This window comes from Dictyobacter kobayashii (assembly GCF_003967555.1).
GTDB classification, from domain to species: Bacteria; Chloroflexota; Ktedonobacteria; order Ktedonobacterales; family Ktedonobacteraceae; genus Dictyobacter; species Dictyobacter kobayashii.
The window spans coordinates 2,745,459-2,771,126 of record NZ_BIFS01000002.1 but is presented as its reverse complement, the minus strand read 5'-3'; the positions used below and the strand labels follow the sequence as shown (position 1 = coordinate 2,771,126).

29 protein-coding genes are annotated in these 25,668 nt (G+C 48.9%); 17 read left to right on the top strand and 12 right to left on the bottom strand.

The features are described 5' to 3' along the window. The first annotated feature begins 26 nt into the window (after positions 1–26). Positions 27–1,043: a hypothetical protein gene (locus tag EL645_RS38660; protein ID WP_126557669.1), complete on the top strand. Its 1,017-nt coding sequence runs from the start codon at positions 27–29 to the stop codon at positions 1,041–1,043. 320 nt (positions 1,044–1,363) lie between these two features. After that, positions 1,364–2,638, top strand: coding sequence for a PLL family lectin (locus EL645_RS42140; RefSeq protein ID WP_126557668.1), 1,275 nt, complete (start codon positions 1,364–1,366; stop codon positions 2,636–2,638). 251 nt (positions 2,639–2,889) lie between these two features. Here the strand turns inward: EL645_RS42140 and EL645_RS38650 are convergent, their stop codons facing one another. Continuing rightward, positions 2,890–3,165, bottom strand: a complete 276-nt coding sequence (locus EL645_RS38650; protein ID WP_126557667.1) for a hypothetical protein — start codon at positions 3,163–3,165, stop codon at positions 2,890–2,892. A gap of 203 nt (positions 3,166–3,368) precedes the next feature. Between EL645_RS38650 and EL645_RS38645 the strand changes: the two genes are divergently transcribed. Together EL645_RS38645 and tsaA are read left to right on the top strand one after the other, a co-directional pair. Beyond that, the gene (locus tag EL645_RS38645) at positions 3,369–4,145 is read left to right on the top strand and encodes an aminoglycoside adenylyltransferase domain-containing protein (RefSeq protein WP_126557666.1); all 777 of its coding nucleotides are present in this window, start codon (positions 3,369–3,371) and stop codon (positions 4,143–4,145) included. A 24-nt stretch (positions 4,146–4,169) separates the two neighbouring features. Further along, on the top strand, positions 4,170–4,586 hold the full coding sequence (gene tsaA, locus EL645_RS38640; protein WP_126557665.1) for a tRNA (N6-threonylcarbamoyladenosine(37)-N6)-methyltransferase TrmO: 417 nt from the start codon (positions 4,170–4,172) through the stop codon (positions 4,584–4,586). 145 nt (positions 4,587–4,731) lie between these two features. Here the strand turns inward: tsaA and EL645_RS38635 are convergent, their stop codons facing one another. Further along, positions 4,732–6,237: an alpha-amylase family glycosyl hydrolase gene (locus EL645_RS38635; protein ID WP_126557664.1), complete on the bottom strand. Its 1,506-nt coding sequence runs from the start codon at positions 6,235–6,237 to the stop codon at positions 4,732–4,734. A gap of 285 nt (positions 6,238–6,522) precedes the next feature. Next, positions 6,523–7,188, bottom strand: coding sequence for a TetR/AcrR family transcriptional regulator (locus EL645_RS38630; RefSeq protein ID WP_126557663.1), 666 nt, complete (start codon positions 7,186–7,188; stop codon positions 6,523–6,525). A 381-nt stretch (positions 7,189–7,569) separates the two neighbouring features. Here EL645_RS38630 and EL645_RS38625 point away from each other — a divergent pair, with 381 nt between their 5' ends. Genes EL645_RS38625 through EL645_RS38610 form a run of 4 tightly spaced genes read left to right on the top strand, consistent with a single transcriptional unit; the run spans position 7,570 to position 10,406 of the window. Next, complete coding sequence (locus tag EL645_RS38625) at positions 7,570–7,797, top strand: ferredoxin (protein ID WP_126557662.1); 228 nt, start codon at positions 7,570–7,572, stop codon at positions 7,795–7,797. Positions 7,798–7,835: 38 nt separating this feature from the next. Beyond that, on the top strand, positions 7,836–8,552 hold the full coding sequence (locus EL645_RS38620; protein ID WP_161978048.1) for an NAD(P)/FAD-dependent oxidoreductase: 717 nt from the start codon (positions 7,836–7,838) through the stop codon (positions 8,550–8,552). Further along, positions 8,515–9,108 (top strand): oxidoreductase C-terminal domain-containing protein, encoded by a 594-nt coding sequence (locus tag EL645_RS45030; protein ID WP_161978047.1) that lies wholly within the window; start codon positions 8,515–8,517, stop codon positions 9,106–9,108. The genes EL645_RS38620 and EL645_RS45030 overlap by 38 nt, the downstream gene beginning before the upstream one ends. 35 nt (positions 9,109–9,143) lie before the next feature. Continuing rightward, positions 9,144–10,406 (top strand): cytochrome P450, encoded by a 1,263-nt coding sequence (locus EL645_RS38610; RefSeq protein WP_126557659.1) that lies wholly within the window; start codon positions 9,144–9,146, stop codon positions 10,404–10,406. Between the two features lie 174 nt (positions 10,407–10,580). Here the strand turns inward: EL645_RS38610 and EL645_RS42135 are convergent, their stop codons facing one another. From EL645_RS42135 to EL645_RS42125, 3 genes are read right to left on the bottom strand one after another with little or no spacing between them, the layout of a single operon-like run. Then, positions 10,581–10,937, bottom strand: coding sequence for a 2-deoxy-5-keto-D-gluconate 6-phosphate aldolase domain-containing protein (locus EL645_RS42135; RefSeq protein ID WP_218032293.1), 357 nt, complete (start codon positions 10,935–10,937; stop codon positions 10,581–10,583). Positions 10,938–10,948: 11 nt separating this feature from the next. Next, the gene (locus EL645_RS42130; protein WP_218032292.1) at positions 10,949–11,110 is read right to left on the bottom strand and encodes a hypothetical protein; all 162 of its coding nucleotides are present in this window, start codon (positions 11,108–11,110) and stop codon (positions 10,949–10,951) included. Continuing rightward, complete coding sequence (locus EL645_RS42125) at positions 11,107–11,493, bottom strand: DUF2090 domain-containing protein (RefSeq protein ID WP_218032291.1); 387 nt, start codon at positions 11,491–11,493, stop codon at positions 11,107–11,109. The genes EL645_RS42130 and EL645_RS42125 overlap by 4 nt, the downstream gene beginning before the upstream one ends. A 398-nt stretch (positions 11,494–11,891) precedes the next feature. Here EL645_RS42125 and EL645_RS38600 point away from each other — a divergent pair, with 398 nt between their 5' ends. From EL645_RS38600 to EL645_RS38590, 3 genes are all read left to right on the top strand, one after another. Further along, the gene (locus EL645_RS38600; protein ID WP_161978046.1) at positions 11,892–12,917 is read left to right on the top strand and encodes a LacI family DNA-binding transcriptional regulator; all 1,026 of its coding nucleotides are present in this window, start codon (positions 11,892–11,894) and stop codon (positions 12,915–12,917) included. 286 nt (positions 12,918–13,203) lie between these two features. Next, positions 13,204–14,442, top strand: a complete 1,239-nt coding sequence (locus EL645_RS38595) for a glycoside hydrolase (RefSeq protein ID WP_126557657.1) — start codon at positions 13,204–13,206, stop codon at positions 14,440–14,442. A 12-nt stretch (positions 14,443–14,454) separates the two neighbouring features. Beyond that, the gene (locus tag EL645_RS38590) at positions 14,455–15,555 is read left to right on the top strand and encodes a hypothetical protein (protein WP_126557656.1); all 1,101 of its coding nucleotides are present in this window, start codon (positions 14,455–14,457) and stop codon (positions 15,553–15,555) included. A gap of 149 nt (positions 15,556–15,704) precedes the next feature. Here EL645_RS38590 and EL645_RS38585 read toward each other — a convergent pair whose 3' ends face one another. Continuing rightward, positions 15,705–16,385 carry a WD40/YVTN/BNR-like repeat-containing protein gene (locus tag EL645_RS38585; protein ID WP_136625368.1) on the bottom strand — a complete coding sequence of 227 codons (681 nt, stop codon included), beginning with the start codon at positions 16,383–16,385 and terminating at the stop codon, positions 15,705–15,707. A 453-nt stretch (positions 16,386–16,838) separates the two neighbouring features. Next, on the bottom strand, positions 16,839–17,117 hold the full coding sequence (locus EL645_RS38575) for a MoaD/ThiS family protein (protein WP_126557653.1): 279 nt from the start codon (positions 17,115–17,117) through the stop codon (positions 16,839–16,841). 207 nt (positions 17,118–17,324) lie between these two features. Between EL645_RS38575 and EL645_RS38570 the strand changes: the two genes are divergently transcribed. The 4 genes from EL645_RS38570 (at position 17,325) to EL645_RS42115 (ending at position 19,225) form a co-directional block, all read left to right on the top strand. Continuing rightward, positions 17,325–17,513, top strand: coding sequence for a hypothetical protein (locus EL645_RS38570; RefSeq protein WP_126557652.1), 189 nt, complete (start codon positions 17,325–17,327; stop codon positions 17,511–17,513). Next, positions 17,510–18,148, top strand: a complete 639-nt coding sequence (locus EL645_RS38565) for a helix-turn-helix transcriptional regulator (protein WP_126557651.1) — start codon at positions 17,510–17,512, stop codon at positions 18,146–18,148. Before EL645_RS38570 ends, EL645_RS38565 begins: the two co-directional genes overlap by 4 nt. Positions 18,149–18,431: 283 nt before the next feature. Then, entirely contained in the window at positions 18,432–18,812 is a 381-nt protein-coding gene (locus tag EL645_RS42120; protein WP_218032290.1) for a phytanoyl-CoA dioxygenase family protein, read from the top strand. Between the two features lie 56 nt (positions 18,813–18,868). After that, on the top strand, positions 18,869–19,225 hold the full coding sequence (locus tag EL645_RS42115; RefSeq protein WP_218032289.1) for a phytanoyl-CoA dioxygenase family protein: 357 nt from the start codon (positions 18,869–18,871) through the stop codon (positions 19,223–19,225). A gap of 131 nt (positions 19,226–19,356) precedes the next feature. Here EL645_RS42115 and EL645_RS38555 read toward each other — a convergent pair whose 3' ends face one another. The 4 genes from EL645_RS38555 to EL645_RS38540 all read right to left on the bottom strand — a co-directional run bounded on the left by EL645_RS38555 (position 19,357) and on the right by EL645_RS38540 (position 23,200). Further along, positions 19,357–19,734: a hypothetical protein gene (locus tag EL645_RS38555; protein WP_126557650.1), complete on the bottom strand. Its 378-nt coding sequence runs from the start codon at positions 19,732–19,734 to the stop codon at positions 19,357–19,359. Beyond that, positions 19,719–21,965 carry a hypothetical protein gene (locus EL645_RS38550; RefSeq protein ID WP_126557649.1) on the bottom strand — a complete coding sequence of 749 codons (2,247 nt, stop codon included), beginning with the start codon at positions 21,963–21,965 and terminating at the stop codon, positions 19,719–19,721. The genes EL645_RS38555 and EL645_RS38550 overlap by 16 nt, the downstream gene beginning before the upstream one ends. A 79-nt stretch (positions 21,966–22,044) precedes the next feature. Beyond that, entirely contained in the window at positions 22,045–22,947 is a 903-nt protein-coding gene (locus EL645_RS38545) for a polyprenyl synthetase family protein (protein WP_126557648.1), read from the bottom strand. Between the two features lie 70 nt (positions 22,948–23,017). Next, on the bottom strand, positions 23,018–23,200 hold the full coding sequence (locus tag EL645_RS38540) for a hypothetical protein (RefSeq protein WP_126557647.1): 183 nt from the start codon (positions 23,198–23,200) through the stop codon (positions 23,018–23,020). A 464-nt stretch (positions 23,201–23,664) separates the two neighbouring features. On the opposite strand from EL645_RS38540, the gene EL645_RS42110 reads away from it, so the two are divergent. Both EL645_RS42110 and EL645_RS42105 read left to right on the top strand, forming a co-directional pair. Then, complete coding sequence (locus EL645_RS42110; protein ID WP_218032288.1) at positions 23,665–24,585, top strand: hypothetical protein; 921 nt, start codon at positions 23,665–23,667, stop codon at positions 24,583–24,585. Further along, positions 24,582–25,631 (top strand): cellulose-binding domain-containing protein, encoded by a 1,050-nt coding sequence (locus EL645_RS42105; protein WP_218032287.1) that lies wholly within the window; start codon positions 24,582–24,584, stop codon positions 25,629–25,631. Before EL645_RS42110 ends, EL645_RS42105 begins: the two co-directional genes overlap by 4 nt. The last annotated feature ends 37 nt before the right edge of the window (positions 25,632–25,668 follow it).

Sequence of the window (25,668 nt, the reverse complement as noted above, 5' to 3'; positions counted from 1 at the left end):
CTTAAGAAAACGCTTGAGGTGCCAGCATGATGCCTAGATCACTGAAAGTGTTCGCCTTGCTCACCTTCGTACTATCCATCCTGTTTTATCTTTTCTTTCAAGTGAGCAAGCATAATCCAGCTTTAATGCCGATCAATGTTTTTGCTGAAGATCCATATGATGCGGTTGGCTCGATTGGTGTTCAGTTTACATTGTTTGCTGCCTTGCTCTCATTATTGCGTGCTTTTCGTCCCTATCAAGCCAACCAGCAGTTAGATAGCCAGAAACTACTCCTGGTGCGAGGAGCATATCTCGCTTGCCTGTCGATCGCGGTGACATTAGTTGCCGATGTCGTGGCTATGCTACGCCACCTTTCGGTTTGGGTTGATAAACCCGCGGGGCTCGTGCTCGCTGCGTTGACTGCAGGCATGGCTCTTCTCACGGCGTTTGTGTGCTGGTATATCCATCATTCAGCACTCAATATACGTCTCCTCTCCACGCAAAATACATGGGTCAGGGCGCTCGGCCTTTCCATTGTGGACATACTCTTCATCGTTTTTTATCCTGAATATTGGCGTCAGGGAGTACCAGGAGCACTCTTCACAGCATTCTCTGGCATATTATTCTTCTGGATACTTGTATGGGCACTGGGCATGGCCATCACGCCCTATCCTGCCACATTTTTTGAGGATTGCATCGATGATCTTATATCAACATACCGTTGGCTAAAGACGCACACCAACCACTTCAGCATCTTCTACCATCTCTGGGAAACGGTGCTGGCCTGGCCCTTTATGCATGCTGTACTGAGCTGGCTAAATCCACGCCAGCATACCTGGAATATCATTGTCATTCTGTCAATACTGGTAGGCTTGGGGTTAGCTTGTATGGAATTACTGGGGGAGGGATTTGATCCACAGCAGTCAGAGCGCTTAGTTCTGGTAATCACTGTTTTTGTAGGCCTGGAATGCATAGGAGTATTTCTGGGTTACGCGCTCCTTGCAAAATCGCTGGGACTTTTTCGATCCACATCTAATAAAGAAGCGCCTTGGAAGGCCCCCTGAGCCTGGAAAAGCCCCATCCTGCATGAGAATAAAGCACTCGGATGGGGCTTTTCCATTAATTCATCCACTCATAAATAACCACACTAGCCACTCAAGTAGCCTCACTTCCTGGCACTGGCACAGATGCATCTCTAGTCAAACCAGCGTTGACACTATTCACCTTCTCATTTTCCACACACCTGAAAGGATAATGTTTTCTCCTTGAGCCAGAGTATCAAATCGATTCCTCGTGCACAATCTTTTTTTAATGCATCAGTACAATGAAAAGGGAGTAAGCATAGCCACAAACTATCATCATTATTAATAGGAGATTGATTTCAATGCACGAACATGAATCTGCTTCTGGGTCTTTACCAGGCCTCACAGACAACAGGATATCCCGACGTGTCGTCTTAGCCGGCATTGCAGGCGTCGCTGTTGCAGGTAATACGCTTCCTTTGTTCAATACCAGTAGCGCTCTGGCGGCAAATGCTCAGTTTGCAATTACTCCTCGCGCCTCTAGCGCGGGAGCCTCGACGTGGTCCCCCAATCGCCTCGACATCTTTGGCATTGGAACTGACAACGGCATGTACCATAAAGGCTGGAGTGGCTCACAATGGTATCCTTCCGTCACTGGTTGGGAAGCTCTCGGCGGCATCTTTAATAGCACACCTGGCGTTACCACCTGGAGCCCGAATCGGATTGACATCTTTGGCCTTGGCACCGACAACAGCATGTACCATAAAGGCTGGAGCGGCTCACAGTGGTACCCTTCTATCTCAGGCTGGGAATCTCTCGGCGGCATCTTTAATAGCCCTCCCAGTGCTGTCTCCTGGGGTCCAAATCGCCTTGACATCTTTGGCCTCGGCACCGACAACAGCATGTACCATAAAGCCTGGACTGGCTCACAGTGGTCCCCTTCCATTTCGGATTGGGAAGCTCTGGGTGGTGTCTTTAATAGCCCTCCCAGTGCTGTTTCCTGGGGCCTTAATCGTCTTGATATCTTTGGTCTGGGCACCGACAACGGCATGTATCATAAAGCCTGGACTGGCTCACAGTGGTCCCCCTCCATTTCGGATTGGGAATACCTTGGCGGCATTTTTAGTAGTCCTCCCAGCGCTGTCTCCTGGGGTCCAAACCGTCTCGACATCTTTGGCCTTGGCACCAACAATGCTATGTATCATAAAGCCTGGACTGGTTCACAGTGGTCCCCTTCCGTCACTGGCTGGGAATATCTTGGTGGCGATTTCAACAGTCCTCCCAGTGCTGTCTCCTGGGGTCCGAACCGCCTCGACATCTTTGGCCTCGGCACCGACAATAGTATGTACCATAAAGCCTGGACTGGCTCACACTGGTACCCTTCCATCAAAGGCTGGGAATCTCTCGGTGGCAATTTTAATACCCCCCTAGAGCTGTTTCCTGGGGTCCGAATCGACTCGACATCTTTGGTCTTGGGACCGACAATAGTATGTATCATAAAGCCTGGACTGGCTCACACTGGTACCCTTCCATCAAAGGCTGGGAATCTCTTGGTGGCGTCTTCAATCTCTTTTAGCGCTTTGTGCTACATAAAACGGCGTAACTATTGTGAGGTGGGGCAACAGCTAATTACCTGAATATTACACTACTTTACAAGACGAGATAGAGCAGAAACATGACTTGTATTTCATGTTTCTGCTCTATCGTTATATATTCGTACTATATCTGCGTCCAATCCCCAATATCCAGGCGCGCATTCTAAGAGCGGGCAAAATTTATGAGCCCCTTGCCATCCAGGTCATAATATTTCTCATCCTTATCTATCTGGTACACGTCCTCACCTTTGAACACCAAAAATGAATACTCAATTGATCTCTTGATGATCCGATCACCCATTAATCCCCGCTGTGTGCATAAGCTCGTCCACACATTCCTGGCACAGAAATTGTGACTCACGACGACCAGCATTTAGCCGTTCGACACGCACACGACTTACGTTCTTTTGACAATGTTCACAGATTGGAGCAGCTTGATGGACTGCATCATTTTTCTTGTCCAAATTTTTTCTTCCAAGAAGCTTCCCTACAAAATAAATACCAGACAGTGCAATCAACGCTCCACTGGACCAGGAAAGAACCTTGTCAGCCAATCTTTTTTTCTTCATGCTTATAACCTTTCTTGACAATCAATTTCTTACCTGACAACAATACGAACAGAACAGCGAAATGATGCAAATTTAAGCATTGCTATTATAGAGTAAGAGTGCTGTTATTGATAACACTTAGCATCGAAGCCATGAAGAAGTAGAGGATTACGTTGCAAGTAAGCGTCCGATCTGGTAAAGTTGGAGGAACAAGGAGAAGAAAAATGTCAGTCGATCCTGATAGGCGTTGGCATACCCTGCCACCTGAAATTCAAGCCTATGCGTTGCAGGTGGTTCAGTCACTTCAGGGCTATCTGCATGAGGATTTAATCGGGGTCTATTTCGTTGGCTCCGCTGCATTGGGTGGCTTTATTCCTGGTAGAAGCGACATCGATATCCAGGGAGTATGCGCCCGCCAGCTTGGCCAGGAAGAGAAAGAACAGATCGTGTCCTTGCTTGCCCATCCGTCCCTACCATGCCCAACGCGCGGATGTGAATTTGTACTCTATTGTCAGGAAAAAGTCGCGCACCCGGCGCCTGATGCTGGCTTTGAATTAAATCTTAACTCAGGACCACACATGCCCTTTCACGTTACCTATGGTCCACAAGCAGAACCAGCTCACTGGTTTATCTTCGATCGCCTGATTGCCCGCGAACACGGGATCAGTATCTTTGGCCCGGCTGCTCACACAGTCTTCGGCGTTATTCCCAGGACATGGGCCCTCAATGCTCTTCTCACTTCATTGCGCTGGCATATCGAACATGATGAGTCTGGCTATTCCAGCGTCCTCAATGCATGCCGTGGATGGCGCTTCGCCGAAGAGCATCAGTTGTCATCCAAAACAGCAGCGGTAGCGTGGGCCAAAGCACATGGCGTCGATAATGATCTTCTTCAGCAGGCCCTCGCTTTACGCGCCGGCACAACCAATAAGCCACTGGATCACAAAAAAGTAAATCAACTACTCAATATGATTGAAGAGAAAGTAGAACAAATACAATAGCACCCGGAAGGAAGAGAAAGCATTATGTCAGAGATTGACTATTCACTTTCCCCGCTTGGCGTTCTTCATTCACCAATCAAGAGTCGTGAAGGTGCTCCCAAACAAGGCTATGAAGGCGCACCTGACGCATGGCTCGAAGTGTATGCCGCCTTTGCAGAGGGCTTAGAGGGGATAGCAGTGGGCCAGGATATTATCCTGATCACATGGCTTCACCAGTCTCATCGCGATGTGCTGAAGGTGCATCCTCGTGGGAACACAAATATACCTTTGAGCGGCGTTTTTGCCACCCGCTCTCCCGATAGGCCAAATCCACTCGGCCTGCACCGGGTAAGAGTGCTGGAAGTAGCCGGGCATCGCTTAAAAGTAGGACCCATAGAGGCGCTCGATGGCACACCGGTCGTGGATATTAAACCCGTGCTCCAAAAATCAGTAGACGCCTGATACAAGAGGCCGCGCATCTCTCTTCAACAGCCCCGATGCGCGGCCTCTTTTCACCTCTGCTATCTGGTTGGTCTCTTAGTTGCCTTATCCCTGTCACATCTGTGATCGTCAGGTTTACAAGGTACTTAATAGAACTTCATAGAACTTAATAGCGGTTTGTCAATTCAACCGCCTGGTGGCTATTAAGTGTGAGTGTAATGCTGTTTCCAGATAATGTATAGGCCGTTCCCGTCAACTCGTCGTGCAGGGTTTGCCCATTACTGAAATTATCTAGATTTGGTATGGTGACGGTACGACTGCCCCAGGAATTATTGATGGCGACCAATACGTCGTTTGAACCTTCTTCACGCTCAAAAGAGTAGAAGGTATCATCAACCCACTTTTCAAGTTGCGTGCCGTTCTGGAGCGCGGGGTTCGAGTTGCGCGCATAGTTGAGTTTTGCAATGTAGTTATATAGCGTGCCCGTCGTACTAAATGAGTTGAACATGTCTTCACGATTGGCTGGATCGGCGCAACCGCTAAAACCCTGTTCCGTGCCGTAGTACATGATCGGGATACCACGGCTGGAGAAAGTGAAGGAGAGCGCCATTTCTAGCTGTGGCCATTTATCCCAGGTGGCGGAGGGGTTGCCGCTGGCATCACACAGGAAGCGGTCGACATCGTGGTTGTCGATAAAGAGACCATTCGTGAGAGGATCTCGATATTGGTAATCTGAACTGTAGCGATTGTGGATGTTCTGCATGGACTGATTCTGCCCAAATACATCATGGATCGTATAATACATTGGATAGTCCAGCACGGCATCCAGATAATGGGTATAGTCACCTACGTAGGCTGGATCTCCATTGAAGACCTCTCCCATGGTAAAGGTGCCAGCACTCTGTGCATATGCTCCCCAGAAATCCTTGGGCACATGTTTGACCGTATCTACGCGCAGCCCATCCACACCAGTCGTGTTTACCAGCCAGTTTATATTGCTGAGTAAGGTTGAGCGTGTATAGGAATTACTCTGATCCAGGTCGTTGAGCCCGGCAACGTCTTCGTTTTCAACATCCCACTGATTATTGTAATCGGTGATATTGCCATTGTGATGGTAGTCAACGTAATCTGGAAAGGTGGGCGTATTGTAATTGTAGTAGCCTGTGTGGTTGGCAACCACGTCCAACATGACCCAGATATTGCGGCTATGGGCCTGCGACACCAGTTGCTGAAGGTCACTCATGGTGCCTAGATGCCCATCAATGGAATAAAAATCATAGCCCCAATAGCCATGATAGGCGTGATCGTCGTGCTGCATGACCACTGGCGTAATCCAGATCGCTGTAAAGCCCATGTTCTTGATATAATCCAGGTGATTGATGATCCCCTGGAAATCGCCGCCATGCCAGGCGGTAGGATCGGATGTGTTGGAGTTGAAACCACCATAATTATCGTTGGAGGTATCACCATCACTGAAGCGATCAGTCATAATAAAGTAAATAGAGCGCGAGGTCCAATCTGTGGCCGTATGTGCCCGCGCAAGCCTGGCCGGAGAAAGCGTCACTAATGCCACTGCTATAATTACGGCGACAAGAAATAAGGAGATGTAGGTATAAAAACGCGACCAGCCCCTACGCTGATCCGGACGGAGAGGAAATCCATTTCCTTGCATGGTATGTGTCCTCCATATATGTATCTCTCTTCATCGATCAATACAACTATCATGAGATATGGAAACAATGACCAACCAACATAGCAGCGGGAAAACTATTTTGCCCCTTGTAACAGCAAAAAATTGTATCCCACGTATTTATATACAATATAATTAGTTTATTTGTCAACTAATGACCAGCCAACTAATGACCAGCCAACTAATGATAGGTCAATTAAAAATATGATCCGCGAAGTTCGGCATGAACTTATTATTCTACGAAAGGTCTCGCTCAGGTTCTTATTTCTACTCAACGGCTTCGGCATCGAATAAAGGGGTAAGATAGGCAAGGATCATGGTTTTAAGAGCGGTGAGGACGGTGACCTGGTCGCTTCCTGGCACGGTTTCGGATAGCTCCAGCAGGGATTGGGTAGTGGTGTAGAGGATGCGCAGGGTAAGGGCCCGCTTGTTGCTGTTAAGTCCAGGAGCGCGAGCGGCTAGCAGCTGATCCAGTCGGGTGAGCAGCTCTTGATGGACCTGTTGGGCTTCAGTTGCAAATTCGCTCGAGTTATTCGCACCGATGAAGAAGGCGCGTACACCACCATGCGTTGCGTGCAACGTGATAAGAGCGCTAAAAAAACGATCAAAAGAGCTTGAGAGCGGCTGAAAAAAGAAATCATCGGTCAGGATGGTCTCGATCAAGTCACGATACTGCTGGTGATAGCGCGCAACTACAGCCTGCAAGATCGCTTTTTTATGCGGGAAAAATTGGTAGAGCGAGCCAATCGATGTGTTAGCACGGATGGCGATAGCATTGGTACTCGTGGCTTGATAACCAATCTCGGCGAAGAGCTGTTCGGCAGCATCTAGAATCGCCGCTACGCGTTGTTGTCCACGTGTTTGCTGAGGCTGGCGGCGTAAAAGCGTTGTGGATGCAACTTTCTCATCCCCTTGTATCTGACCCTGCTCCATTTATTTTCTACTCTCTTCCTAACCTCATACTACAGCAATATTATCATAAATCAAGCCAAGTATAGCATAACTTCCCTGCATCGCAGAGAGATCTCGAACTAATAACACGATGTCCATTCTTTCATGTGTGGAGTGGGCGGTGGGCGGCCTCAACCTCCTCCCTCCTGCAAACAGGGAGATCTCGAGCAAACAACATGATGTCCACTCTACACTCCCAACCCGGCGCCGCAGGCGCCAAAGAGCCATGCTTGCATCGCCCTCTTCATTGTAACCGAACAGCTACGAGAATCGTATAAATAATAAATGTGAGTAATTCGCTCACATTTATTATTTGTCCATTACAGCTAAACAGTCCAAACTGTCAGGAAAGGATGCAGATAGATGAGAATTTCCGTTGACCTTAATCGCTGCCAGGGCTACGCGCAGTGTTGTTTCGCCGATCCAACTGTGTTTAAAATGCATGGAGAAGAAGCCTTAGAATTCGATCCCGCCCCCAGTGACGAGCGTCGCCTGCATGTCATTCGGGCTGCTAAAGCATGTCCAGTCCAGGCTATCTATATTGGTGAGTCCTATGAGGATCAAGAAGAGAGGTCCGCTGCTCATGAATAGTGATCGCGCACAGGGATTGCGAAAAAGACGAGCGGATCGTGATAGTAGGGGCCTCACTGACAGGTCTGCGTGCGGCTGAGGCACTGCGCCGCAACGGTTTTGCGGGTCAGCTGACGATTGTAGGAGATGAGAAATATTTACCCTATGATCGTCCACCGCTCTCCAAACAGGTCCTGGCCGGACGCCTGCCTGTAGAACATACACCGCTCGCTATGCTTGAGGATGTGCACGCACAGTGGATATTAGGAGTGGCGGCGACCGCTTTAGATGTGGAGCGACGCCAGGTCTCCTTGAGTAATGGCGAACAGCTCGCCTTTGATCAGCTATTGATCGCGACCGGCACACGCGCTCGACCCTGGCCCGCAGAATTGGGTGGCAAACTGGATGGGGTCTTTTTGATCCGTGATCGGGATGATGCGCAGCGTTTACATGAGCGCCTGGCGCGTAAGCCCGGACGTGTCTTGATTGCTGGCGGTGGCTTTATTGGCTGCGAGGTTGCCAGTGTATGTCGCGAATTGGATCTGCCGGTAACCCTGGTCGAGCGCGGCCCTTCACCGCTGTATGGAGCGCTTGGCAGCAGCATTGGTGGGATCGTAGCCCGCCTACAGCAGCAACATGGTGTTGACCTGCGTACCAGGATGACTGTGGCTGCCTTTGAAGGTGATGAAGCAGGGCACTTGCGACCGCGCTCGCCTGGCGGATGGAAGTTTGCTGGATGTGGATATCGCAGTTGTGGCTCTAGGAGCGTTGCATAATACAGAATGGTTGCAGGGTTCAGGGCTGGCCGCTGATGAGCGTGGCGTTGTCTGTGATACTTTTTGCCGTGTCCTGGACACCCAGGGCCAGGCCATCGAAGGGATCTTTGTCGCGGGCGATGTGGCGCGCTGGCCACAACATCTGTGCGATGGCGATCTTATCGCCGTTGAACACTGGGGTAACGCCGTTGACCAGGCCAGGAACGCAGCCCATAACATGCTCAGCGCAACAGTAAACTATCAAGAGTATAAACATATACCATCTTTCTGGTCCAGCCAGTTTGGCATCAATATCAAATCGGCCGGACTTCCCAATCTGGGGGATGAGGTTATGGTAACACAGGGCTCGGTCGAGCAGTACCGCTTTGTCGCCGCCTATGGCCGTCAGGGTCGCGTGATCGGGGCCGTCACTTTTGATCAAGGTCGCTGGCTAGAAGCATATAACACGCTCATTGAGACTGGGGCAACTTATCCACCTCAATTCTCAGCGCCCGACCAGCCAGTGGATATGCAGTCGCAAAAAGCTGGTTTTCCAGCCGTGGTCCAGCATGCCTGAGTGCATCATGCGGATAGATGAAAGGATAGATGTTTATGGCACAGCAGTCGAAAATAGATTTTAAACAAATTTTGGATCATTCACATATCGCTAATCCATATCCTCTTTACGAACAATTTCGCGAGACGCCTGTCGCCTTGCAAGAGGATGGCAGTTATGTGGTCAGTACCTATAATGAGGTCGTCGCTCTCTTGCACGATCCCCGCGTGAGCTCAGATATGCGCAAATCCGCTGCCCAGCAGCGCGCTATGCAACAGGCCGAGCAGAAGCGGGCGCAAATGAAAGCACAGGGCCAACCCGTCACTGAGCCAGAAGAGATTGTGCCGCCCTTTATCTTTCAAGATCCGCCCAATCATGATCGCTTGCGCCGCATTGTGATGAGCCAGTTTACTCCTGAGCGTATTGAGAATATGGGAAGCCATATCGATCAGATCGTTAAAGAGCACCTGGACAAACATGCCCAGGGCGGTCAGATCGATATCGTGGATGATCTGGCTTATCCTCTACCGGTTACGGTCATCTGTCAATTATTGGGAGTGCCCCGTGAAGATGAAGTGCGCTTCCATGCCTGGGCCGAACTTCTGGCCACCGTCCTCGATCCGGGACAGGTGCAATCTGAAGAGCAGCAAAAGCAAATTATGGATGCTAGCATGCAGATTCGCGAATATATGGGACAGTTGCTGCAGAAGCTGAAAGAACATCCAGACGATAGTATGCTCTCAGGTATGATGCAGGCTGATGATGTCGATGGCGCCATGTCACCACGTGAGTTGATCAGTACTGCCATCCTGCTCCTGATTGCTGGACACGAGACGACCGTTAATCTGATCACTAATGGTACCCTGGCCATGGTACGTTCGCCAGAACTGTTGGAGCATTTGCGTCAGGATCCTGACTTGATCATTACCTATGTCGAGGAGCTGCTCCGCTACGATCCGCCTGTTCATTTCAGGACCCGTACTGCGCTGGCCGATATTACGATCGCTGGTACCACCATTCCTAAAGGAGCTACTATCATCCTGGTGCTGGCTTCCGGAAGCCATGATGACCAACGCTTCGAACGACCTGAAGAGTTCATTCCTAACCGCCAGGACAATGAGCATCTGGGCTTTGGTAGCGGTATCCATTACTGCGTAGGTGCCCCCCTGGCGCGTATCGAAGCACATATTGCCCTTGGTGAGCTTAGTCGTCGACTCATCGAGCCCACACTGGCCGTTGATCCCCCGCCCTATCGCGATAATGCCGCCTTGCGTGGCCCACGCCACCTCTCTATAAACTTTAAAGGCTTAAAGGCCTGAAAACAGACAGGGCTTTGTAATGTTCGTCCAGCGATCGCAGGGAGATCACGAGCCAGCGATACGATGGACCTTCTTTCCGGTGTGGAGTGCGTGGTGGGCGGCCGCAGCCGCCCACCACGCACTCCACACCGGAAAACAGAGGAGGGTCAGTGACAATACTGACCCTCCTCTGTTTTATCTCTTCACACCCTTCTTTCCCTCTTCGAATACCTGGCTCCACTCTTCGAAATTTTTCGCGATCTGCTCTGCCGCTTTGTCCATTGTCAGCTGCTTCTTTTCGAAAGCGACAACCGCGTCCCAGAAACTTGTGCGACCGACAGCAAAGCCAATGAAACCGGGCACGCTGGCCGCCGTTTGTAGCCAATGCACAACACGATCTCGGCTCGCTCCTCGACCTAGCACAATCAGTCCGACATTATTACGATTATCCCTGCGAGCAACTTCAACCATTTTTTCACAATCGGCCCGGTTGTCCAACCCTTCAATCTTCCATACATCGGGCTCTACACCAGCCTCTTGCAATTCCCGCACAGCCTGCACCATCAGGCGCGGACGCAATTGAGTGTCATAGGCATCTTTATCATGATCAAGCGCCTCAAGTTGTTGGGCCTCCGGGGCACGAGCAGCTCAAACATGAATAGTCGCTGCGATTGCTGTAAGTAGTCGGAGAGGCGCTTGAGCCGTTGGGCCTGGCGCTGATTCATGGCGTGATCCCCTCAGGATTATAGCGTACCAGGACCTTGGCAAAGGTGGGATTAATCGCTTCAATGTGTTGTACGAAATCATCACCATAGGCAAAATCGAATTCATCCTGCCCGCTTTTCTCTACCGAGACAGCTGTGATCGTGCCATGCTGAACGGCATCGCGTAGAATACTAATACCATATTGCTCATCGACAAGGATACCTGCGACATCCTTGGAGACATGCGCCTTTTTGAAGCCTTCATAGATAACCTGTTTGCTTTCCGCCACCACGGCCACCTGCTCGGCATTCAATGGCTCTTTCCAACCAAACAGACCTTTGATATAAGAGGCGCGATGGTCAAATGGTAAGATATAGAGCGGCTTTGTGTATCCCATAACCATATCATTATAATCCTTTCTTGAACTTAATATCACATCATAGGCAGAACGTTTGAAACGCAAAAAAAGTTTCCGCGCTATAACAACCGGCCTTTCAACACGCATAGAAAAAGGCAGGGCTTTTTACTGTTTGTCCAGAGATCACGAACAAGCGAGAAGATATACATTATTTTCAGTGTGGAGCGTGTGGTGGGCGGCCGCAGCTACCTACCACACACTCCACACTCCCAACCCGGCGCCGCAGGCGCCAAAGAGGAAAAGTAAAAAGCCCCCGGCAGAAAGGTTAAATTGCTAGGATTATAACAATGAAACTGTTACAATTATTGGCATAGCTCTGTTTAAATTAAGGAAAAATGATTAGCGGTCCTTTATTGCAGACTATATCTAGAAGGATGGTACTCTTGGCCACAATTTATGATGTTGCACGCCTGGCAAAGGTCTCGAAGACAACGGTTTCAAAGGTATTGTCTAATACGCCATATGTCAGTGAAGAGACCAGGAAACGCGTCCTGGAGGCTATGACCCAGTTACAGTACTCGCCCAACCTTGCGGCGCGTGGACTGAAAAATAATCGCAAATATGTCATTGGTCTGATCGTTCCTCATCATCCTTATCACTTATTCCATGATCCTTTTATTCTGGATATTGTTCTAGGTGTGGAAAGTACCGCCAGCAGCCATGATTATAGTGTGTTGTTGTTTATCCCTAAACCAACAGATAAGCAAGGCGTCTATGATCGTTTTCTGCGCACCGGCTATGTGGATGGGGTGGTAACATTGGAGTCACATCAGGGCGGCATCGACGATCAGGTGCTTGATGAATTGGGCATTCCACGCGTCTCTGCCGGTTACCGTGAGGATCTCAAGCAAATCAATAGCGTCCATTCTAATGATCGTCTAGGAGCCTACCAGGCACTCTCACATCTGCTTACACTGGGTCATCGCACCATTGGAATTATCAGTGGTCCGCAGAATTTTGTTGTTGCTGTTGAGGAACGTATGCGGGGCGCTCGCGATGCTCTGGCCGAGTGGAGCGTCGAGCTCGATCCTCAATTAGTCGCCTTTGGAGACTTTACAGTTGAGAGCGGCTATCAGGCGGCCCAGAAAATACTTGGAGGGGCGCGCCGTCCAACGGCTATTTTTAATATGAATGATCGTATGGCCGCTGGTGTGATGCATTATGCCCGTGATCATGGCTTATCTATACCACGCGATCTCTCACTGATTGGTTTTGATGATATCGCTATCCCTACCATTGTAGAACCACCCCTGACAACCATCCATCAATATCCTGAAATGATCGGGCAGGTAGCAACAGAGCACTTATTTGAGTTGATTAATGGCGAAATAACTATTTTCCCGACCATTGTTCTTCCGGTTGAACTGATCGTTAGAGAAACTACTGCCCCTCCTACAATGATGGATTAACGGCAATTTATTACAATAGAGCATTGACAAGGAAATTTAGACATGGTATATCTACTATAGGGGAACGATCCCCTATCTCAAAACAGGTGCCTATGGCTGCTAACTAATGCACGCACACTCTTTCCCGGCGGTTATCCCCTATCGTCTATCGTAACCACTATTTCAAGGAGGAAATGGACCAGACTTCGTTACACAGGAACACGAACCAACCTGAGCTACCCCTGGTACCCATCTACAGTCACTATGCTATACGGACATATACTTGTACTAATGTGCAAAGGAGAACATGACAGTGCTACGTCATAGCAGAAAACCCGTCCAGATGTGGACCCGCTTAACAGTATTGACCCTCATTATTGTCTCCGGAACATTGTTGTCTGTGAGCAATACACAAAAAGCATATGCCGACTACAGTGTTACCGTAAATCCAGCTCAGCAGTATCAAACCATTCAGGGTTGGGGCAGCAGTATGGCCTGGTGGGCTAACTGGGCCGGCGGCTTAAGTGATAGCCAGCGTATACCACTCGCGGACAAACTTTTTGATCCTAATGCCGGCATTGGACTCAACGTGTTGCGCTATAACTTCGGCGCTGACGGCCCGGGCAATGTTTGCCACAATTCTATTGCCAGTGGTAAGGCCGGTATTTACACCAATCTTCCTACTTATGAACCCACCAATGGCTCCTATGATTGGACGCAAGATGCAAATCAGCGCTGGGTCTTGCAGGCGGCTCAAGCTAGAGGCGCCAATATCTTTGAGGGCTTTGTCAATTCACCTCCTGCGTGGATGACGACCAATAGCTGCACATCAGGCTCCAATGGGAATACCGAAAATTTGAGCAGCAGCCATTACGATGATTATGCCAGCTACCTGGCCACTATTGCCCAGCATTTTCACGATACCTGGGGACTGACTCTCCAGACTGTCGAGCCGTTTAACGAGCCGACCCCTGGTTATTGGAACTATAATGGCGACCAGGAGGGGACCAATGTTTCTACGGGCACGCAGAATACGATTGTGAATAAGTTGGGGGCCAAACTGGACCAGACGGGGGTGTCCGCCTATTCACAGGTCTCTGCCCCTGATGATACGTCGGTTGATCGCTCCAATACCGATTATAATTCCTATGATAGTAACGCGAAGGCATATGTAGTGCAATATAATACGCATACATATGGTGGTAGCAATAGCGACCGCGACTACGCTTATAATACTATCGGGCAGAGCGGCAATAAACGGCTCTGGATGTCTGAATGGGGTACGGGAGCACAGAGCAGTCCGATCGCAGCTGGCATTACCCTGTCCCAAAGTATTCTCAATGATGAGCAACATCTCCATCCAAGCGCCTGGGTCATCTGGCAGGCCGCCGATAATTATTTTTCATCTGGTGGGTCTGGAAATGGTGGTTCAAACAATGATTTATGGGACTGGTCAGCACCGATAGCAATGGCAATCTGGTCTATCCCTCTCGCTATTATGCGATGGGCAACTATAGCAAGTTTGTCCGTCCTGGCTATAAGATGATCGATAACAGCGATGGCAATACCTTCAGTGCCTACGATGCTGGCTCGAATACCCTGGTCCTGGTCACAAACCAATGCTTCATCCAGCAGTACGAACGTGACCTATAACCTCTCGAACTTTAGTGGCGTCGGTAGCACAGCTACTCCTTACCAGACTACAGCTAGCCAGAATCTGGCGCAGATCTCCAACATCGGTATTACAAATAATGCCTTTAGCAGTGCGTTACCAGCACAGTCTATCACGACCTTTGTCATCCACAATGTCACCTATACGGGTCCGGGGGCAGTTACCCAGGTCGATGATTCGACCCAGGGGACTGGACTCAATCAATTTAACTATTCGGCCAACTGGCAACATTGTAGTGGTGGCTGTGGCAACGATCAGTCTGGTTTGTATAATGGCAGTAATAGTTGGAGCGGCACAACCGGGGCCACTGCTAGCGTACAATTTAACGGCTCACGCATTCGACTCTTTGGTGTGAAGGACAACAATGAGGGCATAGCCACTGTCTCCGTTGATGGCGGAACCTCCAGGGAGGTTGATTTTTACGCCGCCCACCGTGCTGGCAATCAGCTGCTCTGGGAGAGTCCACACTTCTCTTCTGGGACACATACGCTCACCATCACGGTCACGGGCCGCAAAAATCCACAGAGTAGCAATGTCTGGCCGGCACTGGATCGCGTGGAGATCGATCCGCCAGCAGCGACAAATCTGCTCTCGAATGCAGGCTTTGAATCAGGTAGTCTGGCGCCATGGAATGGTGAGATCAATCCTTCTCTGGCTGGTATTGAAACCAACTACCCACACAGTGGCACATATGATGCCTACCTGCATCCGACCTCATCAAGTGATGTTGGCCTGGCCCAGACCATCACAGCACCGGCTACCCGCACTTACACCTTAACCGCTTATGCAGCCAATAACATCGGCAATGTGCAGTTTGGAGCCGATGTCAATGGCACACAGGTCAGAAATCTTAATGTCACTGGGAATGTCGGTTACCAGCTATATACCACCACCTTCACTGCTAACGCCGGCCAGAGCATCAAGGTCTGGTATTACGCACACGCCATCAATGGTTGGGCAACCATCGACGACGTCAGCTTAACCTGAATCCCCACAATTCACATCTAATATATTGCCTATAAACGAGCAAACAGGGATAAGCCACTCTTTTCGCGGCTTATCCTTGAACGAGCGTAAAAATAAGGCTAGAGGAGGTCGAGCCTGACCTCCTCTGGCCACTTTTATTGTGGATAGCGCTAACTCAGGTAGGTTGCTTTGACGGAATAGATAGTAGGCAGGTAATCAGCGATCAACTGCCAGTTGTCTCCTCGATCGTTGCTGGCAAACAACTGGCCCGTATTGGTGCCAACATAGACACCACAGGGATCCAGTTCATCAGTACACAAACCATGCCGCAGCACGCCCAGGCGTACATTCGGTCCACTCGGGAGACCATGCGTCAGTGCTTCCCATTCCTCTCCCGCATTCTGCGTACGATAAACCGTAAATTGCTCACCGATATTGTTGCGTGCCTCTCCCTCAACCACTGAGTAGAGCGTTTCGGGATGATGTGGATCGAGACCAATTGGAAAACCGAATTCCGAGGGCAGGTTACTCTGTACATCGATCCAGTCTTCGCCAGCATTCAAGCTTTTGTATAGACCACAGTGATTCTGTTGATAGAGTACATCCGGCTGGGTAGGATGTTGGAGCAGGCGATGGATGCATTGTCCAAACTCTGGATAGGGGTCTGGGAGAAATCCAGCCCGTGTGTTCTTATTGGCGTGTGTCCAGCTCTTCCCTCCATTATCTGTACGCAGGCAACCTACGGCAGAGATACCCACCCACATGCGCTCGGCGTTGGTCGGATCGGCTACGATGGAATGCAGGCAGAGACCCCTGCCCCAGGTTCCAGCGATTACGAGTTGGATGCTCAAGCAGGCCTGTATTTGGCTCCCAGCTCTCACCACTATCGTTGCTTACCCAAAGAGCAGCCGGATCGGTACCCGCATAGATCACGCCTGGCTCGTCGGGACGACCCGGCTCAATATACCAGATATTTTTTAAGCTCAGCCCGCTCTCTGGTGAGAACTGTATGCCCTGGCGTGGTTCCTGCCAGGTCTGCCCAAAATCGTCGCTGTAGCGTAAAAAGGTGCCGAAGAAATCTCCGTTATCGGTTGCGAAGATGCGGTAATCTGCCCGTTGATCGAGCACAGCGTAAAAAACACGGCTGTTGAGCGTTGTATTCTCAACTGCCCAGTGGACCCGATCAGATGAGGTCAACAGGAAGAGTCCACGTTTCGTTCCTACCGTCAGCATAACTGTGCCAGCAGGATAGCGTTTTCGGTTCGTCATTATTTATAAACTCCTTTACGCAATGCGGATGTGCATCAACCGCCAGCGACCGAGGGAAGGACACGGATACGCGCTCCTGCCATGACGGGCGTGTCAAGGCCCTGTAAATAGCGAATGTTGGCCTGTTCGATAAAGATGTTGACATATGGGCGTAGCTCGCCAGTTTCGTAGCAGAGATGAAAGCGGAGACCAGGAAAGCGCTGCTCCAGATTTTCAAGGATCTCGCGCATAGTTGCCCCTTCTATATCCACACGAGCCTGCTGCTCGGTTTTCTCGCGCAACATTGGCGGAAGAATTACTGTAGCGGTTGGCATAAGCCATTAACCTCTTATATATGTGTTGTGCTCGAAAGTCATAAAGAATAAAAAGAAGTCACTGGTCGCATTATAACTGGTGAAAAGCTGAAAAACTTCTTCAATCTTGCTCTTTTGAGCAGAAATGACTCTCGTTGCTTTGCCGCATTTCATCCTTCAAAGCAGAATAAGTTATGGAGGAAGCACTGTGAAAGAAGGAAGGATACTATGCAAATAACAACGCCCGTTCTTAGTGAAGACAGAGACTGTCAGATTGCCCTTAACGATCATAAGCAGGCCATTGAACGCGCTATCCATGTCATGCATACCCATCTAAGCGAACTCCTGACCCTTGAAGATCTGGCCTCGGTTGCCTATCTTAGCCCTACCATTTCAATCGTGTCTTTCGCGGCCTGATTGGCATTCCACCTGGCGAATTCCTTTCTGCATTGCGTTTCCGCATGGCCCGGCGCTTGCTTTTGACGACCCCTCTCAGCGTGACCGATATTTGTTTTGAGGTTGGCTATACCAGCACTGGCTCTTTTACCAGTCGCTTCACCCAGCTTATTGGTTTACCGCCACGCCTCTTGCGTCGCCAGGCCCATGAATTCGAGTTGCCGCGCATAGAGAATACTGAGCAAGACCCCGCGCTACCCGCTCCTGTTCACATGAAGAATGGCTTTCCCGGTTGGATTAGCGCTCCCCCAACCTTTCAGGGCACTATCTATGTCGGACTTTTCAGCAGACCCATTCCTCAGGGGCCACCTGTAAGTTGTACCCAGCTCCACGCGCCAGGTTTTTATCACCTCACCAATATTTCTGATGGCGTCTACTATCTTATGGCAGCGGCCTTCCCTATGGCGACAGATCTCCAATTGTACCTGGAGCCGGGAGAAAATATTTTACTGGCCAAAAGCGCGGGCCCAATTATCATCCACAATGGCTATGTCGCCGGCGATCCTAACCTCGTCCTGCGACCACCACTCCTGACCGATCCTCCACTCGTGATGGCCTTGCCTTTGCGCATCAATAGAAAGACGAAACGCTACTGAAAATATAAAAGAAAGTAACCACGTTCTCTCACATCTCACACCCATCTTATAATCACAATAGCCCTTCCACTTCTCGATATGTAATACATATAAATTAAATTTATCAGGAAGTAACATTATTAATTACCTCCTTTACAGAATAATTAATAATGTTACATACTATGAATTAAACAATACAAGTGATCCAGAAATTCGCAACGTATGTATTAACATGTAGGGCTGGGTGTATTCATTGGCAACCCCTGGTATTGACTATAAGATCAGATACGAGGAGGACATATTCATGTTGAGCCCGGTAGTGGAACCAGGACGTTTTAGCGAGCTAGATCAATTCATTTTTGAGTCCTGGGGATATTTCGTTATTTTAAATGTTCTCTCACCTAAAGAGATCACTGCCTGCCTGGAGGCTTCACAGCGCGTCCACGAGGCAGCGGGAACGCAGGACTTTGGCCAGGTCGGTAGAAGCTATGAACAGGAAGCAGTGTTGGAGGATCTCATGGATCATCCGGCGGTGTTACCTAAAATAAGGGGCATTTTTGGTGATCGTTTTATCGTTCAATCTGGCTGGAACACCAAACAACCAGCGCATGGAAAAATGGGAGGCTGGCATCAAGATGGCTCAAGTGCTTATGACTTCAAGCGCCTGGGTTATCCTATCCCCTGATCCAATTGCGCGCCTCATTTCTCTTAACCGATCAGACATTGCCTGGAACGGGGAATATGGAATTGATTCCTGGTAGCCACCGTAGCTCGATACCCCTACCAGCATCTGTACGTAGGGGAGAAAGCGAACCAGCCATCAGCCACATCATCTGTGCGCCCGCTGGCTCGGTCCTGGTCTTCCACAACGCTGTCTGGCACCGCACTTACGTCCATGATGGTAACTACGATCGCTATACCATGCACTATATCTATAGCCCTCCCTGGATCAAACCGTCAGATCGATTACAGAATAACCAGGACTTCTTGCTGCGTACCACCCCGCTACGGCGTGCCCTGATGGGAGAGTTTGAGCGCCCTGATGCTCCCTATGGCTTCAACTATGACGCTCCTCCCTTTCCCACGGACAATATCTAGCACATAGAACTTCACTGGCCGAACAAAGATCTTATAATGAGCTCATTGTTCGGCCAGTGACCTGAACCATGAGTTAATTATAGGAACGCCAGGGGAAAGCAATCTGATCGTTATGCTACCTGCCCTCCTAATCACGCTACAGGGACACTCCAGATTACCCGTATGGTACCGGATGAGGTGGCTGTGGGAAGATCGATCGATCCTTGCAATTCCTGGGCTTTAAATAGTAATACATCTCGATCCAGGGCACGCGGAAATAAGGTCATGCCATTGCGTAAAACCCCCATCAGTCGTATCTCTACCCGGTCAGGCATACCAAGCAATTCCAATTGCAATGGATCTGCTGGCTGTAAATGGCCTATTAGTAGTTCGAGCATATTTTGCAGATTCTTACGATTCGCATATACAATCAGGACCTCTTTAACAGGGCCCATATTGATGGTTGGCCAATCTGTATGCGTCTCTAGCAGGTATTTTACCAATGCTACAATATCTATCCGTTCGGGCAATTTCCCATCAGGTCCACTGGCTGCACCGTCAGGAGGGTGTCCAGCATCTCAGTTAATCCATCACTTGATTCCTGTACCTGGCGAATCAAGGTCGAGCGTGCATTGGAGTTCATGTGACTCTGAGCTGTCTTGAGGAGTTGGAGGGCCTGTTCCATCTTTGTTACCTCTGGCTGTAGTTCATCAACAGCTCGATGCATAAATGCATCACGCGGCTTATCGAGGTTTTTTAAATATTCGATGGCTTGCTGCAAATCATCTTGCACATGAAATTGCTCGAAGCGTTGTCCACATTGATCAGCGAAGAGCAATAAGATATGGCGTTCGTCCTCGCTAAAGATATGCGGTCCTCCATATGATAAGAGTAACAGGCCTTCGGATGCGCCAGGTCTGAGGGGGAGCCAGGCAAAGGAAGTGTTGATGGTATCCCTTGCTATCAGCGAGGGAAGTGGCGCGCTCTCCTTTTCTTGCAGTTCAAAAAAATATGGCTTCCCATCGTCCTCATGCATTATTGTCATCTTATTTAGCGTCAAGATTTTTGGCGCTGACCCTGCCTCGGCCATTAACAGTAGCTGGGATCCTTCTCTTCGGTATATGGCTGCGTGCCCACTTATCGATCTGGCAATAGAGAGTACATAATTTTGCGCTAACTGGTCAACCGAGCCATCTTTTCCCGACAAAATACTGGCACTACTAAGGTCTGATAGCAGTAGCGAATAGCTATTGGCACGCGCGACCACGCGCGAATGCTCAATGGCTGGTACAAATCGCTCCAATAACATCTGTAGCGCGAAGAAGTCTTCACCAGCATAGGAGAGGCCTTCCTCGCGCTCATCGAGAATCAACAGGCCAATTAAATGCTTTTCAAACAGCATCGGTACTAATAGCAGTTCTTTGTCCTGTTCTTTTTCTGGTTGAACCAGGTAGCGCTGCAAGATACCTGATCCCGTCTCGTTACCCAGTAGCTCATGTAGAAACGCCGGGCGTCTCTGTGTTGCTAACTGGGGCATCCAGGGATGAGAGATGGGAATTTCGCGCGCATTCGCAAATTGATGAAAGTGGTGTTCGATCTTTTGCTGAAAACTATTCTGTTCCGGAGGTTCATCTGAAACAATACGATAGCTGGCCTGCGTTGGATCAAGCACATAACAACGTATCTGTGAGTGTAATATGCTCAGTCGCTGCATACATGCTTGTATCAAATCTTCTACGATATCCTTGGTTTCGCCTGTGGTTGCCTCTGGCTGTCTACCCATGCGATATTTACGCAGATCCTGAAAAAAGAGCACATCTATCAGTGGCCTGGTTCCCCACCAGACAGCCATCGCCCCGCCAAAGCAAAAAATAATGGCAATCAGGGTCTTCTGAGCATGCGTGCCATGGATCACGTTTTCTAATATGAAGCCGAAGTAACAGATAAGTGCGAACCCTAAGATTCTGACCAGGTAAAGGATACTATTGCGAATGTATGAAGTTAAAACAAGTAGTTGATAACGTAAAATAGCAATGGCTAGCGCGAGAGGAAAAAATGCCATCGGCAATGTAGATATCTCACCTGGTAATGAAGGCAAGTTCATACTTTGTGGAACGAGCGTGGTTACTGCCCAGAATATGGTGGCGACGATAAATCCAGAAAATACCCAGGTGATCTTCCTGATCTGCTGGGTCTCTTGTTTCACATGATAATAGCGCCAGACATAACTCAAACGCGCGATAATAAGCAAGATCAATGCGACGAGTAAGACCAAAAAAATTGTGCGGCTTATCAGGTCATTTGTAAATATATATATCCCCTGCGCTAAGATTGCAATACCTGTACTGACCAGAATTGCCGCTGTATATAATAATGATCCGGGCAGTGAAGTGCTGGGGAATGCTCGAAAGAAACAGGCCAGGAAAAATAACGCAACCACGCTACCAAAGGATGCAATCAAGGAAAATCCTTCAATATTTATTGTTGCTGAAGTCTCGGTCGCAAAGACACAGGCCATCGCCCCACAAAAACCAAAGAAGAAAATAGTATTGCTCTGATGGATGGTATAACGCCAGACAATAGCACCAAGAAAATAAAAAAAACTTGCCGTAAAAGCAGATACACCAAATGAGAGAATATCCCACAGGGTTAACTCTTTTGATTGAAAATACAGGATGCTTTTAACAGCTAAGATACCCAGGATCACACAGCCTACCAGGCATAAAAAAAACCACCTCTGATGCTGACTTTTGATACGCACGTAGCGCTTCCTTTCAACCAGCTATCTCAATTTGCTTCATCATTTGATGGTAATGAGAGCCCGAGCATCTTTCGTAGCTCTATAAATTTGACCTGTTGGGATAGTTCGAGATCCTGGAGGAGAGAGGACAAGAGTGCTGATAGGGCGGTATCAATATACAGGAGCCGACTCTGTAAACCTTTTTCCCCCATATCTTCATGGACACTTTTAGAATAGAAGATTGGCAGTGTTTTCTTTTCGCGCCGCACATCTGATTTCTGTGGATTATGCAGGTCACGCATATCATTGCGCAATTGCGCACGCATACCAGAAATGTCCCAAAGAGCATATACCTATGCACAGTTTCTGAGTCAGTGATGCCTGCTGCGATCACTGACATCGCGCACGCCATGGCCATCAGGCTTCCTGATTTATAAGCCATCATGGTCGCGATATGCTTTTGCGTTATCTGCTGCAGTGAAAAATCTTCCCAGGCCAGGTCCAACTCTTGACCTTGCACGGCGGTCAATACTGCTTTGTTCATGGTATCCATCAGCTTGAAGAGGAGTTCACTATCCACGCCAACTTTATGTAAAGAGAGCAGGAGTCCGGGGGTTATCACCATCTGCAGTACAAGTGTAATATTCTGGGCATTGGCCAGCGCCTGGCTCCGATTGGTGGCAATACCTAGTTGCTCAAATAATGGAGAAGTATCATCATCTTGCAGGTCATCAACAATGTCAAGCGCGCAAATTAAACATTCTACGGCCAGGGCTGTTCGACGCACCACCTGTTGCTGTAGCTCTGTTAGCCCATTAGACGCGATTTCAAAAGCCAGGGTCTGACAAAAAACTGCCCACCCTCCATGAGGATCAAAATCTTTTGCTAAAACTTTACCAGGCACACTGAGTGCCTGGTAAAGCTGATTGCGCATAGATTCTGCAGGAATAGTTTCCTGAATATATGCCTGCAATTCTTTTTGTAAAAGATACCTGCTACTCATAACACACTCCAGGCCACGCTATACATTAATATATTTCTATTCAAACTGATGAATTCAACTTAAAATTAAACTAAAACCACCATGAAGGTTCTTTGGTGCCCTTATCAGCGTCCGCTTTTAGTGCCAGTGTTGATGAGCTAATGCTATCTTTAGCAGACTCAGAGGCATCAACAATCTTCAGAAAGGTGGAGATGGCAACGCTGGCTAAATCCCAATTGGTTGGTAGAGTTACATTTGTAGATTGATTTTCCAAGGCGTTCTCCTTTCGAGAAACTACATTAGCACAACATATCCCTTAAACTATACACTATAAACATATTTTCAAGCAAGAGGTCAAACTACTGACTCGGACGTTTTTTATTTATTATACTGAGAAAAGAGGCTTTTATTGGTATAATAAACATAGCATCCTTTATTAATCCAAAATATAAATGAAAAGTTACATACTATATAGCATGCCAAAAATTATTTAACCGATTGATGCTGTTTATCGAGTGTGATGGGTACCTCACTGGAGTGCAGATAAATGATAAAAGGATCGCGTGTTCGGCAAGAGCCACGGTGACTGATGAGGAATGAACTGAATAAAAACTGAAAAAAAATCCACTAAAGATCTCGCTCTTTCTATGCTAGACTGAAAAAACGAGATATCTCATAATTTTTGCCCCTCATAACTACAGAGTTGTATATTTTTTCTCTCCAGGAAGGAGATATGCAATGGCAAGGAAGTTCACAGGTCACTATTCAGCATACTATCGCGTTGGTGGTATCACCTGCAGCGCAATGCTATGCCTGCTGGTCTCGCTTATCGCGGTAGCTTTACCGCAAAGTGGATCTCATTCCGTCACTCATGCGGCTGCGGCTGCCAGTACTACGCAAGTTACGGTCAACGCGGGTCAGTCCCAAGGCAATTTGACTACGTCGAGTGTCGGGGTCAATACCGCCGTCTGGGATGGCAATCTGCTTGATAGCGCCTCTTCTACAGCCCTTAAGAATGCCAATGTTAAGGTCTTGCGCTATCCCGGTGGCTCGACCTCAGATGTCTATCACTGGCAATCAAATAGCAATGTCTCGGGACAGGGCTATGTGAATCCCAGTAATAACTTTGATGCCTTTATGGGGGTTGCTCAGGCAACGGGAGCGCAACCCATGATTACGGTCAACTATGGTTCGGGCACAGCACAAGAGGCGGCTGGATGGGTGCAATATGCCAATAAGGGCGGCTCTGGCTACAATGGTCCGGTGCCAACCTATAGTGGCGCCTCTAGCAGCGGCCATCAGTATGGCATTAAATACTGGGAAATCGGCAATGAGATCTACGGCAACGGTACATATGGCTCGTCATGGGAGTATGATACTCATGCGATGGGTCCCTCAACCTATGCGACCAATGTTGTGGCCTATAGCCAGGCTATGAAGGCCGTCGATCCGAGTATCAAGATAGGCGCGGTACTTACGGCTCCTGGTAACTGGCCCGATGGTCAGACCAGCACTTCATCCCCACAACCGTGGAATGATACTGTCCTGTCAACGGCCTGCTCTTCAATTGATTTTGTAATCGCGCACTGGTATCCACAGGGTCCTGGTACGGAAACTGATGCCAACTTGTTATCCACCCCAGCCAGATCGCGAGCATGACATCAACCCTGCGCTCTAAGATCTCCCAGTATTGTGGTTCACGTGCCAGCCAGATACAGATTATGGTTACGGAAACGAACTCGGTCTCTTATAATACAGGCAAGCAAACTGTGAGTCTGGTCAATGCGTTATTCCTCGCTGACAATTATATGACCTGGCTGGAAAATGGCGTCACCAATGTGGATTGGTGGGATCTGCATAATGGGGCCAGCGGCGGCAACAATAATAGTGCTTCGCTCTATGGCAATGCTCAGTATGGAGACTATGGCCTCTTATCGAACGGAACTTGTACCAATACAACTTCGAATATCTGTGAGCCCGCTGCCAATACCCCGTTTCCTTCATATTATGGCTTACAGATGCTCAGTAATCTGGGTACACCAGGGGATACAATAGTCTCCGCCGCCTCGAATCAGAGTCTGGTGGCTGCCCACGCAGTAAAACAGGCCAATGGCAATCTTGCCGTATTGCTGATCAATAAGGATCCAAGCAATAGCTATACTGTGTCACTGGCACTCAACGGTTATAATGCAGCTTCAAATGCTACCATTTATACATATGGTGAGCAGAGTAACTCTATTACTTCTACATCAGGCTCATCTTCGAGTGTCACGATTGCTCCATATTCGTTAACCACCGTTGTCTTGCAGCCCGGTGGAGTTGGTACTCCCACACCCACACCCACGTCCACGCCAACCGCTACACCAACGTCCACACCAGTTAACACAAGTGCCTGCAAAGTTAGCTATTCCGTAAACCAGTGGCCGGGCGGCTTTACAGGTAATGTGACTGTCACCAATACAGGTAGCAGCACGATCAATGGCTGGACCCTGACCTTTTCTTTCCCTGGAAATCAACAGGTTACACAAAGCTGGAATGGCGTTTATTCTCAGCAAGGGAACGCGGTAAGCATTAAGAATGCCGACTACAATGCTTCAATTGCGGCAGGGACCTCGGTTAATCCCGGCTTCAATGCCTCATGGAGTGGCAGCAATCCAAGCCCAACATCCTTTGCTCTCAATGGGACAACCTGTAGCGCTGGCTAATTGTTGCCAGGGCTGGAAACTTTGAGTCCAGGCGCAC